Here is a 13,401-nt window from a genome sequence, read left to right as displayed (position 1 = left end):
GCCCACCAGCGTGTCGTTGCCCGCCCCGCCGTCCAGCGAGTCGTTGCCGGCCAGGCCCACGATGCGCGTGGCATTGGCCCCTCCGGTCAGGGCATCGTTGCCCGCGGTGCCGGTCAGCAGGGGCGCGTCCGAGACCACCGACAGGCGATAATTCCCCCAACTCGTCGATGAATTGCCATGCGCGTCCAGGAAGACCGGACCGCTCGAGGTCGCTTTCCAGGTGATCGTGACCACACCCGTGCCGTAGGTATAGTCATAGTCGATCTGGTTGCCTTGCGCATCGCGCAGGATGAGTTCCTTGCTGCCCAGCGCGTCGGCAGAGCCATCGCCGCTGAGCGTGAAGCTGTAGGTCCGGCCCGCCACGGCCGCCATCCTTATCCAGTCGGCGTCGCCGCGTGCGTCGATCCTGCCGGCCAGGCTGGTGCCTTCGCGGATGACGGCCGTTGTCGCGGTGTCGGCGACGACGGTGTCGGTCAGTCGGGCATCGATGCGGAAATTGCCTTCCGGCGCGCGGTCGGCAGAACCGTCGGCGACGACCAGGTAATATCTGCCGGTATAGCTTGCCGTCGCCGCAAGCGACACCGGGCCGCCGCTATAGGTATAGGTCGAGGCGATCGTGTTGCCGTATTGGTCGAGCAGGAAGAAATCCGCGTCATCGAGGCTGGTGGCGCTGCCGTCGCCCGACAGGGTGAAATCGACGCGCTGCCCCGCCGTCAGGTTCACCGCGTACCTGTCCGCATCATCCGAGGCTTCCAGCGACCCGACCGTCAGTCCGTTGCGGGCGATCCCGGTCGTCGAGTTGTCGTTGGGCAAAACGTCGTTCATGCGGGTCCTGAGGACGTAGTTGCCCTCGGCCGCGTTGTCCGAGCTGCCGTCCGCGACAGCGACATAGAAGCTGCCGGTATAGCTGGCCGTGATCGACAGGACGATCGGACCGCCGCTGTAGGTATAGGTCGACTTGAGCGTCGCGCCGGTGCTGTCGAGTATATAGAAATCCGCATCGTCCAGGCTGGCGGCGCTGCCATCGCCCGACAAGGTGAAATCATAGGTCCGTCCGGCGACGAGGTTCACCCGCCACCAGTCGCTGTCGCCATCGATTTCAAGCGACGACGAAAACACGCCGGTGCCGGTCAGCACCGAGGTGGTCGAGGTATTTCCGGGAATATCTGCCATGGGAGCCATCCGCGATGAGGGGATGCTCATGTCGGTAGCCCCCGCCGCGCCGACGGGTCAATTATCAAATGTCAGCAGAATGCCGCTTGCCCGCGGCAAACTGCCGGAAGGGTTGCCCACACGTCAACGGACGGCCCAGCGGACCGTCCGTTGCATGGCTCGACGTTGAGGAAAGACTCAGCTCAGCGAGCTGTCGATGCCCTTGCAGGCCTCGACCAGGCCCTTCACGGCGTCGATCGACTTCTGCATCATCGCCTGCTCGTCCGCGTTCATCTCGATCTCGATAACCTTCTCGATGCCGTTCGCGCCGATCACGGTCGGCACGCCGACATACATCCCGTCCAGCCCATATGCGCCCTTGACGTAGGCCGCGCAGGGCAGGACGCGCTTCTGGTCGCGCAGATAGGCCTCGGCCATCTCGATCGCCGAGGTCGCCGGGGCGTAGAAGGCCGAGCCGGTCTTCAGCAGCGCAACGATCTCGGCGCCGCCGTCGCGGGTGCGCTGGACGATCTGGTCAAGCTTGTCCTGCGTGGTCCAGCCCATCTTCACCAGGTCCGGCAGCGGGATGCCGGCGACGGTGGAATAGCGGGTCAGCGGCACCATGGTGTCGCCATGCCCGCCCAGCACGAAGGCGGTCACGTCGCGCATCGAGACGCCGAACTCCTCGGCCAGGAAGTGGCGGAAGCGGGCCGAGTCGAGCACGCCGGCCATCCCCACGACCTTCTCGTGCGGCAGGCCCGAGAACTCGCGCAGCGCCCAGACCATCGCGTCCAGCGGGTTGGTGATGCAGATGACGAAGGCGTTCGGTGCGTGCGCCTTGATGCCCTCGCCCACCGACTTCATGACCTTGAGGTTGATGCCCAGCAGGTCGTCGCGGCTCATCCCCGGCTTTCGCGGCACGCCGGCGGTCACGATGCAGACGTCGGCGCCGGCGATGTCGGCGTAGTCGTTGGTGCCCTTGAAGGACCCGTCGAAGCCCTCGGAGGGACCCGATTCCGCGATGTCCAGTGCCTTGCCCTGCGGGGTACCCTCGGCGATGTCGAACAGGACGACGTCGCCCAGTTCCTTGATGGCGGCCAGGTGCGCCAGGGTGCCGCCGATCTGGCCGGCGCCGATGAGGGCGATCTTGGGACGGGCCATGGAGTCCTCCGTTTGGCTGATGTTTGGGCCGCGATAGCCCCTTGCCCCGCACCGTGCAAGGGACGACACCGGGCGGCGCGGGGCTGTTTGCGCTAAAGGCGCCGGGATGGACGGATGGAGCTGACGATCTGGGGCTGGCTCTTGCTGGCCATCGCCTCGGCGCTGGTCGGGCTGGCCAAGGGCGGTCTGTCGATGGTCGGCATGCTCGGGGTGCCGATCCTGGCGCTGGTCATGTCGCCGGTGCAGGCGGCGGGCATCCTGCTGCCGGTCTATGTCGTGTCGGACGTGTTCGGCCTGATCGCCTATCGCCGCCACTGGGACCGCCGGGTGCTGTCGCGGCTGCTGCCCGGCGCGGTCGCCGGCATCGCGCTGGGCTGGGCCACCGCCTCGATGGTGGACGACCGGATGATCGGCGGCATCGTGGGCGTGATCGGGCTGGCCTTCGCGCTGGTGACGCTGCTGCGCCCGGCCCCGGCGGACGCGCCCCCGCGCGCGGCGGACTGGGGCAGGGGGACGTTCTGGGGGCTGCTGACCGGCTATACAAGCTTCGTCAGCCACTCCGGTGCGCCGCCCTATCAGATCTATGTCCAGCCGCTGCGGCTGGGGAAAGAGACCTATGCCGGCACCGTCACCGTCTTCTTCGCCGTCGTCAACGCGGTCAAGCTGATCCCCTATGCGGCGCTGGGGCAGCTGGGCGTGGGGAACCTGGGCAAGGCCGCGGCGATGATCCCGGTCGCCGCGGCGTCGGTCTTTGCCGGGGTCTGGCTGGTCCGCCGGATCCCGCACCGGTCGTTCTTCCTGTTCATCACCTGGGCGCTGCTGCTGGTGTCGTTGAAGCTGATCTGGGACGCCCTGCGCTGAGCGTTCGACATTGCGGAAAGAAAAAAGGGCCCGTCGGTGCGGCAGGCCCTTCCATATTATGGTGCGCCGGGATCTGGCGCAAATCAGGCGTCGGCGTCTTCGTCGTCTTCGCCGGCAGCCATCGGGTTGGCGCGGTCTTCGGCGATTTCGGACAGCAGCTCGTCGGCAGCTTCCTCCTGGTCAAGGATTTCCGACATCAGCTGGGCCACGTCATCCATGCCCAGCAGCTCGGCATAGGCGCGCAGGCTGCCATAGCGGGCAATCTCGTAATGCTCGACCGCCTGGCAGGAAAAGATGATCGCCGCGTCGCCGGTCTGGGTGCCGCCGAAATCCTCAAGCAGCGAGTCGCCTTCCTTGAGGATGCCCTCGATGGCGTCGCATTTCTCGCCCTTGGCCTTTTCGCCCAGCAGCTCGAACGCTTCTTCCAGCTTGGTCAGCTGCTGGCCGGTCTCTTCCAGGTGCTTTTCCAGCCCGGACTTGAGTTCGTCGTCCTGGGCCGCCTTGATCATCTTGGGCAGCGCTTTCTGGATCTTGCCCTCGGCGTAATACATGTCCTGCAGGCCGTGCTTGAGCAGGTCTTCCAGTCCCATCTGTTCGGTCGCCATCGTGCTGTCCTTTCGGTGAAAATCGGGAAGGGCGGGAAATCCCGCCCGCGACACTACAAGGCGCTGCGCCGCCATTCGGTTTCCTCGGGCAAACAAAGATCAGGGTCGCTTCCGCACCCGGCGCCCCCTGCCGCGCCGGGGGGCTTGCCGTTTCCTGCCGAACGGGGCAGTCACGCGCACGATTCTTGCGCACTGAACAAAAGGTTGTGCCATGTCCCGTCCGTATCGCTCGGTCCTGTATATCCCCGGTTCCAACGCGCGCGCGCTTGAGAAGGCGCGCGGGCTGGCGGCCGATGCGATCATCTTCGATCTGGAGGACGCCGTCGCCCCGGCCGAAAAGCCCGCCGCCCGCGACACGCTGCGCGCCGCGCTGGGGCAGGATTACGGCCCCCGCGCCCGGATCGTGCGGATCAACGGGCTGGACACCGAATGGGGCCGCGACGACGCCGCGGTCTTTGCGACCGGCGCCGACGCGGTGCTGGTGCCCAAGGCGTCCTCGCCCGCCGACCTGGACGCGGTGGCCGCGATCACCGGCGACACACCGCTGTGGGCGATGATGGAAACCGCCGCCGGGATGCTGAACGCCGCCGCCATCGCCGCCCATCCGAGGCTGGCGGGCATGGTCATGGGCACCAACGACCTGGCCAAGGAACTGGGCAGCCGCAACCGCCCCGACCGGCTGGCGATGCAGACCGGGCTGGGGCTGTGCGTGCTGGCCGCCAAGGCGCATGGCAAGGTGATCGTGGACGGCGTCTTCAACGCCTTCAAGGATGAGGACGGGCTGCGCGCCGAATGCGAACAGGGCCGCGACATGGGGTTCGACGGCAAGACCCTGATCCACCCCGCGCAGCTCGAAATCGCCAACGCCGCCTTTGCGCCCTCTGAGGCCGAGATCGACCTCAGCCGCCGCCAGATCGAGGCTTACGAGGCCGCCATCGCCGAGGGCAAGGCCGTCGCCGTGGTGGACGGCCGCATCGTCGAGAACCTCCACGTGGACACCGCCCGCAAGACGCTCGCCCGCGCAGAGGCGATTGCGGCGATGGGCGGGCAGGGGCAGACTGCGCCCGGCCAGGGCTGAGGGAGGGCGAGCGATGGTTCTGTTGATCCTGGGCGTGCTGCTGTGGTCCTTCGCGCATCTGGCGAAGCGCGTCTTTCCGGGCCTTCACCGGGCCATGCGCGGCAGCGAAAAGCCGATGGTGGCGGGGATGCTGGTGCTGTCGATCATCCTGATGGTGATCGGCTATCGCAGCGCCGAGGCGACGATCTGGTGGGCGGCGACGCCGATGCTGAAAGGTATCAACAACCTGCTGGTGCTGGCGGGGTTCTACCTGTTCGCCGCCTCGGGCGCGAAGTCGCGGCTGGGGGTGCGGCTGCGCCATCCGCAGCTGATCGGGTTCTCGCTGTGGGCGGTGGCGCATCTGCTGACCAACGGCGACCTGCCCTCGGTAGTGCTGTTCGGCGGGCTGCTGGCCTGGGCGCTGGCGGAAATCGCCATCATCAACGCCCAGGACCGCGGCTGGACGCCGCCCGCCCATCCGGTGCCGGTGCGCAAGGAATGGACCACCCTCGCCGCCGCCGTGGCGGTGTTCCTCGTCGTCGGGCTGATCCACGGCTGGATCGGCCCCAACCCGTTCGGAGCCTGAGCATGGCCACGATCTATCGCCTGCTGACCGAGGACGACACCGCGGCCTTCTGCCACAAGGTCAGCCTCGCGCTGTCAAGGGGATGGAGCCTGCACGGCTCGCCCAGCATGGCCTTCGATGCGACGCGCGGCGTGATGCGCTGTGCGCAGGCGGTCACGAAAGAGATCGCCGACGACTATTCCCCCGACATGAAACTGGGACAGCAATGACCAAGACCAACCCCGGCCGCTTCTTCGAGGATTACCGCGTCGGCGACGTGATCCGCCACGCCATCCCGCGCACCGTCGCCGAGGGCGAGCGGGCGCTGTATCACGCGCTGTATCCGGCCCGGGGGGCGATCTATTCCTCGGACGACTTCGCGGCCCGCTGCGGGCTGGACGGCAGCCCGCTGGACGATTTGCTGGCGTTCCACGTCGTGTTCGGCAAGACCGTCCCCGACATCAGCCTGAACGCGGTGGCGAATCTGGGCTATGCCGAGGGGCGCTGGCTGAAGCCGGTCTATCCCGGCGACACGCTGCGGTCGGAATCACAGGTGATCGGGGTCAAGCAGAACTCGAACGGCACCTCGGGCAACGTCTATGTCCGCACCCGCGGGCTGAACCAGAACGACGAGGTGGTGCTGGAGTATGTCCGCTGGGTGATGGTGCGCAAGCGCGACGCCGCCGCGCCGGCCCCGGCCGAGGACGTGCCGCAGCTGGCCAAGGTGGTTGCGCCGGCGGATCTGGTGGTGCCCGAGGGGTTGGATTTCACCAATTATGACTTCGAGCTGGCGGGCGAGCCGCATCGCTGGGGCGACTATGCGGTGGGCGAGATCATCGACCATGTCGATGCCGTGACCATCGAGGAGGCCGAGCACATGCTCGCCACCCGGCTATGGCAGAACACCGCCAAGGTGCATTTCGACGCCACCTTCCGCGAGGATGGCCAGCGGCTGATCTATGGCGGCCATGTCATCAGCATGGCCCGCGCGCTGAGCTTCAACGGGCTGGCCAACGCCCAGATGATCGTGGCGCTGAACGGCGGCGCGCACGCCAACCCGTGTTTCGCCGGCGATACCGTGCGGGCGTGGTCCGAGGTGCTGGACAAGGCGGAAACCGACGCGCCCGGCGTCGGCGCGATCCGTCTGCGGCTGGTCGCCCACAAGGGCGCGCCCGGCGACACCACGCTCAAGGGCGAGGGCGGAAAATACGCGAGCCACGTGCTGCTGGACCTCGATTATTGGGCGCTGATGCCGCTGTGAGCGTGGACGGGATCGAGAACGGCGCCAGGCTGCACATGCCCGAGGCCGAGGCCGAGACCGTCCGCAGCGCCTATCGCGCCGCGCGGCGGATCGTCGAATACGGCGCCGGCGGCTCGACCCTGATCGCAGCAACCGAGTCGCAGGCTGCGTTGCTGTCGATCGAAAGCGACCCGGGCTGGGCCCGGCGGGTGCGGCGCTGGATCGCCGAGGCCGGGGCAGAGCGCGACGGCTTGGTGGTGCGCCATGTCGATATCGGCCCGGTCGGCCAGTGGGGCAAGCCCAGTGGGCCCGGGGCGTTCCGCAAGTTCAGCGCCTATCCCCTGTCGCCCTGGACCGACCCTTCGCCGGGCGAGGGCGCGCCCGACCTGGTGCTGATCGACGGCCGCTTCCGGCTGGGCTGCTTCGCGGCCACCCTGCTGAACGCGACCGCGCCGCTGACGGTGCTGTGGGACGATTACGCCGCCCGCACCGCCTATCACGCCGCCGAGACGCTGGCCGGGCCGCCCCAGATGATCGGCCGGATGGCGCGCTGGCAGCTGGAACCGCGCGCGCTGAGCCCCAGCGAAATCAACCGCATCATCCCGTGGTTCGTGGTTCCGGGCTAAGGTCGGCACGGTCACGGGCGTGATCCGCCGCAGCGCGGCATGAATTGTGATCACACGCGGCGGGCTTGTGATCACGGCGTGCGCTAACATGGCCTGTCTGCGCGCCGGGTCTGGCACAGGGACGTGACTCGTGGCACAGGAACGCTAGACACAGCGTCGATTCAAGCCAGCCGCGCGCCAGGCCATGCCCGCAAGGTCGCGCCGCCTTTCTGACAAGGAGCGCTCATGGGTGACATTCCCCGAGGCAACCGCCCGCTTTCCCCGCATCTGAGCGTCTATCGCCTGCCGATGGCGGCGATCACCTCGATTCTGACCCGCGCCACCGGCCAGATCATGCTGGCGGGGCTTCTGCTGATCGTATGGTGGCTGGTCGCCGCCGTTGCCGGGCCGCGCGCCTTTGCGCAGGCCGACTGGGTGCTGCGGTCCTGGCTGGGCTACCTGGTGCTGCTGGGGTCGGTCTGGGCGCTGTGGTACCACTTCCTCGCCGGGATCCGGCATTTCTTCTATGACGCCGGCCTGCTGCTGACGCGCGAGGATGCGCGGCAGGCGAGCTGGTTCATCGTCGCAGGCTCGGTCGTGCTGACCCTGCTGACCGTCATCCTGTTCGTGTTCTGAAAAGGGGCCCCGCGATGCGTTACCTGACCCCCCGCAAGGCCGCCAAGGGCCTTGGCGCCGCAGGCCCCGGCTCGGCCACCGCGCAGCACTGGTCGATGACCGTCAGCGCCGTCGCGCTGGCGATCCTGACCCCGGCCTTCATCTTCGTCATCGCCAGCGCCATCGGCCTGCCGCGCGACGGCGTGCTGGATTACTTCGCGCGCCCCTATCCGGCGATCGTGACGGCGCTGTTCCTGATCGTCGGGCTGCTGCACTATATCAACGGCACCCAGATCATGATCGACGACTACCTGGATCATGCCGAACGCAAGGTCGCCACCATCGCGGCCAAGCTGTTCGGCTGGGCGGTGATCGCGGCGGCGGTCTATGCGCTGGCGCGGATGGCCTTTGCGCCCGATCTGCCGCCCGCGATCCTGCTGCCCGCTGACACCACCATCGTCATCCACTGAGGTCCGTCCCATGTCCGCATATCAATACCAGACGCATGACTATGACGTGGTGGTCGTGGGCGCCGGCGGTGCGGGGCTGCGCGCCACGCTGGGCATGGCCGAACAGGGCTTCAAGACAGCCTGCATCACCAAGGTGTTCCCGACCCGGTCGCACACCGTCGCGGCGCAGGGCGGCATCGCCGCGTCGCTGTCCAACATGGGCCCCGACAACTGGCAGTGGCACATGTACGACACCGTGAAGGGCTCGGACTGGCTGGGCGACACCGACGCGATGGAATACCTCGCGCGCTCGGCGCCCGCCGCGGTCTATGAGCTGGAACATTACGGCGTGCCGTTCTCGCGCACCGAAGAGGGCAAGATCTATCAGCGCCCGTTCGGCGGCCACACGACCGAGTTCGGCGAGGGCCCGCCCGTGCAGCGCACCTGCGCCGCGGCCGACCGCACCGGCCATGCGATCCTGCACACGCTGTATGGCCAGAGCCTCAAGGAAAAGGCCGAGTTCTTCATCGAGTATTTCGCGCTCGACCTCATCATCACCGACGGGGCCTGCACCGGGGTCGTCTGCTGGAAGCTGGATGACGGCACCATCCACGTCTTCAACGCCAAGATGGTGGTGCTGGCGACCGGCGGTTACGGCCGCGCCTATTTCAGCGCCACCTCGGCGCATACCTGCACCGGCGACGGCGGCGGGATGTTCGCGCGCGCCGGCCTGCCGCTGCAGGACATGGAGTTCGTGCAGTTCCACCCGACCGGCATCTACGGCTCGGGCTGTCTGATCACCGAAGGCGCGCGTGGCGAGGGCGGCTATCTGACCAACTCGGAAGGCGAGCGGTTCATGGAACGCTATGCCCCGACCTACAAGGACCTCGCGTCCCGCGACGTGGTCAGCCGCTGCATCACCATCGAGATCCGCGAGGGCCGCGGCGTCGGTCCGAACAAGGACCACATGCACCTGAACCTGCAGCACCTGCCGCCCGAGGCCCTCGCCGAACGGCTGCCGGGGATTTCGGAAAGCGCCAAGATCTTTGCCGGGGTCGACGTGACCAAGGCGCCGATCCCGATCCTGCCCACCGTGCACTACAACATGGGCGGCATCCCCACGAACTTCTGGGGCGAGGTGCTGGCCCCCGAACAGGGCAACCCCGACCGCGTGTTCCCCGGCCTGATGGCGGTGGGCGAGGCGGGCTGCGCCAGCGTCCACGGGGCCAATCGTCTGGGGTCGAACTCGCTGATCGACCTGGTGGTCTTCGGCCGCGCCGCGGCGATCCGCGCCGGCGAGGTCATCGACCGCGCCAGCCTGATCCCGCCCACCAACGCTGCCGAGGTGGACCGCGCGCTGGACCGCTTTGACGGGCTGCGCCACGCCGATGGCGGCACGCCCACATCGGTGCTGCGCGACCGGATGCAGCGCACCATGCAGGCCGATGCCGCGGTGTTCCGCACCGACAAGACGCTGGCCGAAGGCGTCGAGAAGATGCGCGAGATCGCCGGGCAGATGGACGATCTCAGGGTCACCGACCGCAGCATGATCTGGAACAGCGACCTGATGGAGACGCTGGAGCTGACCAACCTCATGCCGAATGCGCTGGCCACCATCGTCGCCGCCGAGGCGCGCAAGGAAAGCCGCGGCGCCCACGCGCACGAGGATTATCCTCAGCGAGATGACGCCAACTGGCGCAAGCATTCGCTTGCGTGGGTGGATGGAAATGAGGTCAAACTCGCCTATCGGCCCGTCCATCTCGAACCGCTGACGGCGCTTGAGGATGGCGGGATCGATCCTAAGAAGATCGCACCGAAAGCGAGGGTCTACTGATGCGTTTCTCTTTCATCGCGGCGCTGGCCGCGGCTACTGCCCTGTCGGGCTGCGTGATGACGCCGATCGCCACGGCGCCGGCGCCCGTCGCCCCGGCGCCGGTGATCGTGACGCCCGCGCCGCGCACGCCGGTCGTCGTCGTGCCGCCGCCGACCACCACGCGGGTCCCGGACACGCCCACCGCCCGCCAGGTCATCAGCGCCGAGCTGGCCAAGCGCGCCCCGGGCCGCAATGTCGGTCCGCTGACCGATTGCGTGGTCGCCAACGCCTCGCAGGCCGAACTGGCTGACATCGCGGCGATGCAGGGCAAGCCGGCGGCGGCGAACGCGGTCGCGACCATCGTCAGCAAACCCGCCACCACCCAGTGCATCAGCCGGGCCATTGCCTGATGGGCTGGCGCGCGCCTCTTGCCGCCATCGTCCTGCTGGGCACGGTCGCGGGCTGCGGCCCGGTCCCGGTCCAGCAGGCGGAACGGAACTGCATGCAGGATGCGCGCGCCGCCACCGGCCCGCGGGGCGAAATCGCGATGGGCGTCGGCACGGACGGGCATCATGTCCGCCCGGTCACACGCGTCGAACTGTCGATCTCGTCCGACTACGTGATGGGCCGCGACCCGGCCGATGTCTTCAACCGCTGCGTGATGCGGCAATCCGGCGAGATGCCGACCCGCCCGCTGTATGACCAGCCCGGCTGGAGGAAATGACGACCATGACGACCCGACCCGCCGGCGCCCCGCAGGGCAAGATCGTGGCCCAGATGGTGACCACCCCGGAAACCGAGCCGCGGCTGCGCGCGACCATCGCGTCGATCCTGCCGCAGGTCGACCGGATGGTCATCGTCTTCAACCGGTACGACGAGGTCCCGGCCGACATTCTGGCCAACCCCGCCATCGAGGCGATCACCACCGACGCGGACACCGCCGACGCCGGCCGCTTCTTCCTGCCGCCCGGGGCGGACGACATCGTCTTCCTGATCGACGAGCGCATCGGCTATCCGGCCGATTACGTCAGCCGCTCGATCGAGCAGGCGACCGAGATCGGCTGGGACGGCGCGGTCTTCGGCTACAAGGGGCTGATCCACCGATCCGGCGAGGACGGCCAGCCGCGCGGCTGGCGCCAGCTGCCCTATGCCGACCAGCTGAACCGCCCGCGCGGGGTCGAGATGCTGGGCACCGGCACGGTGGTGGCGCGCGGCGACGCGATCCCGCCGATCGGCTTCATGCTGAATTACCCGCAGGATCCGGACGTGGGCTTTGCGCTGGCGTCGCTGCGGGCCGGGCGCAGGGCCTGGGCGCTGGCCCGCGCCGACGGCTGGCTGAGGGCCGACGACGATCCCGACGCGCCGGGCAACGCCCCCCCGCCCGAGGACGAGCGCCCGGAACCGCCGCTGCCCGTGGTTGGCGGGATTCACGAGATCATCGGCGCCGAGCTCGACCATGTCGATGTGCCGCATCACCGTTACGTCAAAGCCAAGGGCGGACGCGCGCGTCCGGCCCGGAACGACAAAGGAGCCTGACCGCCATGGTCCAGCTGACCCTTCCCAAGAACAGCCGCATCAAGGTGGGCAAGACCTGGCCCCGGCCCGAAGGCGCGACCAACCTGCGCCGGTTCAACATCTATCGCTGGGATCCCGACACCGGCGAGAACCCGCGGATGGACAGCTACTGGATCGACCTCGACCAGTGCGGGCCGATGGTCCTGGACGCGCTGATCAAGATCAAGAACGAGATCGACCCGACCCTGACCTTCCGCCGGTCCTGCCGCGAGGGGATCTGCGGGTCCTGCGCGATGAACATCGACGGCGGCAACCACCTCGCCTGCATCTTCGGCATGGACGAGGTCAAGGGCGACGTGAACATCTATCCGCTGCCGCACATGCCGGTGATCAAGGACCTGATCCCCGACCTCACGCATTTCTATGCCCAGCACGCCGCCGTGCATCCCTATCTGATGACCGAGACGCCGACTCCGGACAAGGAATGGCGCCAGTCGATCGAGGACCGCAAGAAGCTGGACGGGCTGTATGAATGCATCCTGTGCGCGTCCTGTTCGACGGCCTGCCCGTCCTACTGGTGGAACCAGGACAAGTTCATGGGCCCCGCCGCGCTGCTGACCGCCTATCGCTGGATCGTCGATTCCCGCGACGAGGCGACCGGCGAGCGGCTGGACGAACTGGAGGACCCCTTCAAGGTCTATCGCTGCCACACCATCATGAACTGCACCAACACCTGCCCCAAGGGCCTGAACCCGGCCAAGGCGATCGCCGAGATCAAGCACCTGATGGTCGACCGCATGGTCTGATCCTGCCGCAAGGCAGCATTGCAGGGCCGTCCCGCCGGGGCGGCCCTTTTCGTTGATATTTCGCGATTTCGATTAAAACCTGCCGGAAAGGTGAGGTACTGACGCCACGTCACCGGGATGGAAATTCTGCGCCGCAGCATTATTCTCTCGGGCGGGGAGACTGGCGATCACGACCGAGGCACCGACATGACACGTTTCATCTCTGACCACACCGACCGTCCCGCCGCGATGATGGACCTGCTGGACCATCATACTGTCCAGCCGGTCACCCGTCTGCCCAACCGTCGCGCGCTGGCGGTACTGGACCAGATGTTCGGCTATTACGACCCGATCGAGCGGACCGAATCCGTCGATCTCAGCTACGACGACGTCGCGGCCTGAGCCGGTCGGGCGACGACGACAGGCACGAGAACACGGCGGGACCGGGGCAACCCGTCCCGCCGTTTCAGTTCCGGTCGTCCTCCAGCTCCAGCCCGGACAGCTGGCTGGCGAGGAAGCGCTCGAAGTCGTCCAGGTCCAGCGGGTCGAGCTGGCCGAACCCCCGCATCCACACCGCCGCCGCTCGCATCCCCTCGGGGTCGAGCTTGCACCAGGTGATCCGCCCGCGCCGCTCCTGCTGGATCAGCCCGGCGGCGGCGAGCGTCACCAGGTGCTTGGAGATCGCCGCCAGGCTGATCCCGAACGGCGCCGCCACGTCCGACACCGCCATGTCGTCCTCGAGCAGCATCGACAGGATCGCCCTGCGGGTCGGGTCCGCCAGGGCGGAAAAGATCAGGTCCAGGTCGTAGGGCACCGGCGTCCGTGATGTTCAACTGTCCGGTTGAATGATGGACTGCCCGCCGCCGCGCCGCAAGGCTAGGCGGCCGGTGAACGAAATGTAGCGACAACAATGACTTGCGGTCGGGTCGCGCAGAGTTGACTCGCGCGCCGCCGTTGCCTATCAGCACCCCAACTTTC

At 67.7% G+C, this 13,401-nt stretch carries 18 protein-coding genes; 14 read left to right on the top strand and 4 right to left on the bottom strand.

What is annotated here, in order from left to right; all coding sequences use genetic code 11:
- On the bottom strand, positions 1-1,173 hold a 1,173-nt coding region (locus tag IC63_RS11440), incomplete at its 3' end, for a calcium-binding protein (RefSeq protein ID WP_036720438.1).
- Positions 1,174-1,350: 177 nt separating this feature from the next.
- The gene (gene mdh, locus IC63_RS11435) at positions 1,351-2,313 is read right to left on the bottom strand and encodes a malate dehydrogenase (RefSeq protein ID WP_036720437.1); all 963 of its coding nucleotides are present in this window, start codon (positions 2,311-2,313) and stop codon (positions 1,351-1,353) included.
- Positions 2,314-2,427: 114 nt separating this feature from the next.
- Between mdh and IC63_RS11430 the strand changes: the two genes are divergently transcribed.
- Complete coding sequence (locus IC63_RS11430; protein WP_036720435.1) at positions 2,428-3,174, top strand: sulfite exporter TauE/SafE family protein; 747 nt, start codon at positions 2,428-2,430, stop codon at positions 3,172-3,174.
- Positions 3,175-3,257: 83 nt separating this feature from the next.
- On the opposite strand, the gene IC63_RS11425 is transcribed toward IC63_RS11430, so the two are convergent.
- Positions 3,258-3,779, bottom strand: a complete 522-nt coding sequence (locus IC63_RS11425; RefSeq protein WP_036720433.1) for a YciE/YciF ferroxidase family protein — start codon at positions 3,777-3,779, stop codon at positions 3,258-3,260.
- Positions 3,780-3,990: 211 nt separating this feature from the next.
- Between IC63_RS11425 and IC63_RS11420 the strand changes: the two genes are divergently transcribed.
- From IC63_RS11420 to IC63_RS11360, 13 genes are all read left to right on the top strand, one after another.
- Positions 3,991-4,857 (top strand): HpcH/HpaI aldolase/citrate lyase family protein, encoded by an 867-nt coding sequence (locus IC63_RS11420; RefSeq protein WP_036720432.1) that lies wholly within the window; start codon positions 3,991-3,993, stop codon positions 4,855-4,857.
- Positions 4,858-4,870: 13 nt separating this feature from the next.
- Positions 4,871-5,422, top strand: a complete 552-nt coding sequence (locus IC63_RS11415) for an NnrU family protein (RefSeq protein WP_036720431.1) — start codon at positions 4,871-4,873, stop codon at positions 5,420-5,422.
- A gap of 2 nt (positions 5,423-5,424) precedes the next feature.
- Positions 5,425-5,631 (top strand): DUF1737 domain-containing protein, encoded by a 207-nt coding sequence (locus tag IC63_RS11410; RefSeq protein ID WP_036720429.1) that lies wholly within the window; start codon positions 5,425-5,427, stop codon positions 5,629-5,631.
- Complete coding sequence (locus IC63_RS11405; protein ID WP_036720428.1) at positions 5,628-6,662, top strand: MaoC family dehydratase; 1,035 nt, start codon at positions 5,628-5,630, stop codon at positions 6,660-6,662. The genes IC63_RS11410 and IC63_RS11405 overlap by 4 nt, the downstream gene beginning before the upstream one ends.
- Entirely contained in the window at positions 6,659-7,267 is a 609-nt protein-coding gene (locus IC63_RS11400) for an O-methyltransferase (RefSeq protein WP_036720426.1), read from the top strand. The genes IC63_RS11405 and IC63_RS11400 overlap by 4 nt, the downstream gene beginning before the upstream one ends.
- Positions 7,268-7,492: 225 nt before the next feature.
- Positions 7,493-7,882, top strand: a complete 390-nt coding sequence (sdhC, locus tag IC63_RS11395; protein ID WP_036720425.1) for a succinate dehydrogenase, cytochrome b556 subunit — start codon at positions 7,493-7,495, stop codon at positions 7,880-7,882.
- Positions 7,883-7,896: 14 nt separating this feature from the next.
- Positions 7,897-8,331 (top strand): succinate dehydrogenase, hydrophobic membrane anchor protein, encoded by a 435-nt coding sequence (locus IC63_RS11390; RefSeq protein WP_052042151.1) that lies wholly within the window; start codon positions 7,897-7,899, stop codon positions 8,329-8,331.
- 10 nt (positions 8,332-8,341) lie between these two features.
- Positions 8,342-10,144: a succinate dehydrogenase flavoprotein subunit gene (gene sdhA, locus IC63_RS11385; protein ID WP_036720423.1), complete on the top strand. Its 1,803-nt coding sequence runs from the start codon at positions 8,342-8,344 to the stop codon at positions 10,142-10,144.
- Positions 10,144-10,533, top strand: coding sequence for a hypothetical protein (locus IC63_RS11380; protein ID WP_036720422.1), 390 nt, complete (start codon positions 10,144-10,146; stop codon positions 10,531-10,533). Before sdhA ends, IC63_RS11380 begins: the two co-directional genes overlap by 1 nt.
- Positions 10,533-10,847, top strand: coding sequence for a hypothetical protein (locus IC63_RS11375; RefSeq protein ID WP_036720421.1), 315 nt, complete (start codon positions 10,533-10,535; stop codon positions 10,845-10,847). Before IC63_RS11380 ends, IC63_RS11375 begins: the two co-directional genes overlap by 1 nt.
- A 5-nt stretch (positions 10,848-10,852) precedes the next feature.
- Positions 10,853-11,659: a hypothetical protein gene (locus tag IC63_RS11370; RefSeq protein ID WP_156965452.1), complete on the top strand. Its 807-nt coding sequence runs from the start codon at positions 10,853-10,855 to the stop codon at positions 11,657-11,659.
- Positions 11,660-11,664: 5 nt separating this feature from the next.
- Complete coding sequence (locus IC63_RS11365) at positions 11,665-12,444, top strand: succinate dehydrogenase iron-sulfur subunit (RefSeq protein WP_036720419.1); 780 nt, start codon at positions 11,665-11,667, stop codon at positions 12,442-12,444.
- 186 nt (positions 12,445-12,630) lie between these two features.
- Positions 12,631-12,825, top strand: coding sequence for a hypothetical protein (locus IC63_RS11360; protein ID WP_036720418.1), 195 nt, complete (start codon positions 12,631-12,633; stop codon positions 12,823-12,825).
- A gap of 64 nt (positions 12,826-12,889) precedes the next feature.
- On the opposite strand, the gene IC63_RS11355 is transcribed toward IC63_RS11360, so the two are convergent.
- A complete protein-coding gene (locus IC63_RS11355) occupies positions 12,890-13,237 on the bottom strand; it encodes an ArsR/SmtB family transcription factor (protein WP_036720417.1) in 348 nt (115 codons plus the stop codon).
- Positions 13,238-13,401: the final 164 nt, after the last annotated feature.

It is taken from the genome of Paracoccus sphaerophysae, assembly GCF_000763805.1.
GTDB classification, from domain to species: domain Bacteria; phylum Pseudomonadota; class Alphaproteobacteria; order Rhodobacterales; family Rhodobacteraceae; genus Paracoccus; species Paracoccus sphaerophysae.
This window is presented reverse-complemented; position numbering and strand designations above follow the sequence as displayed.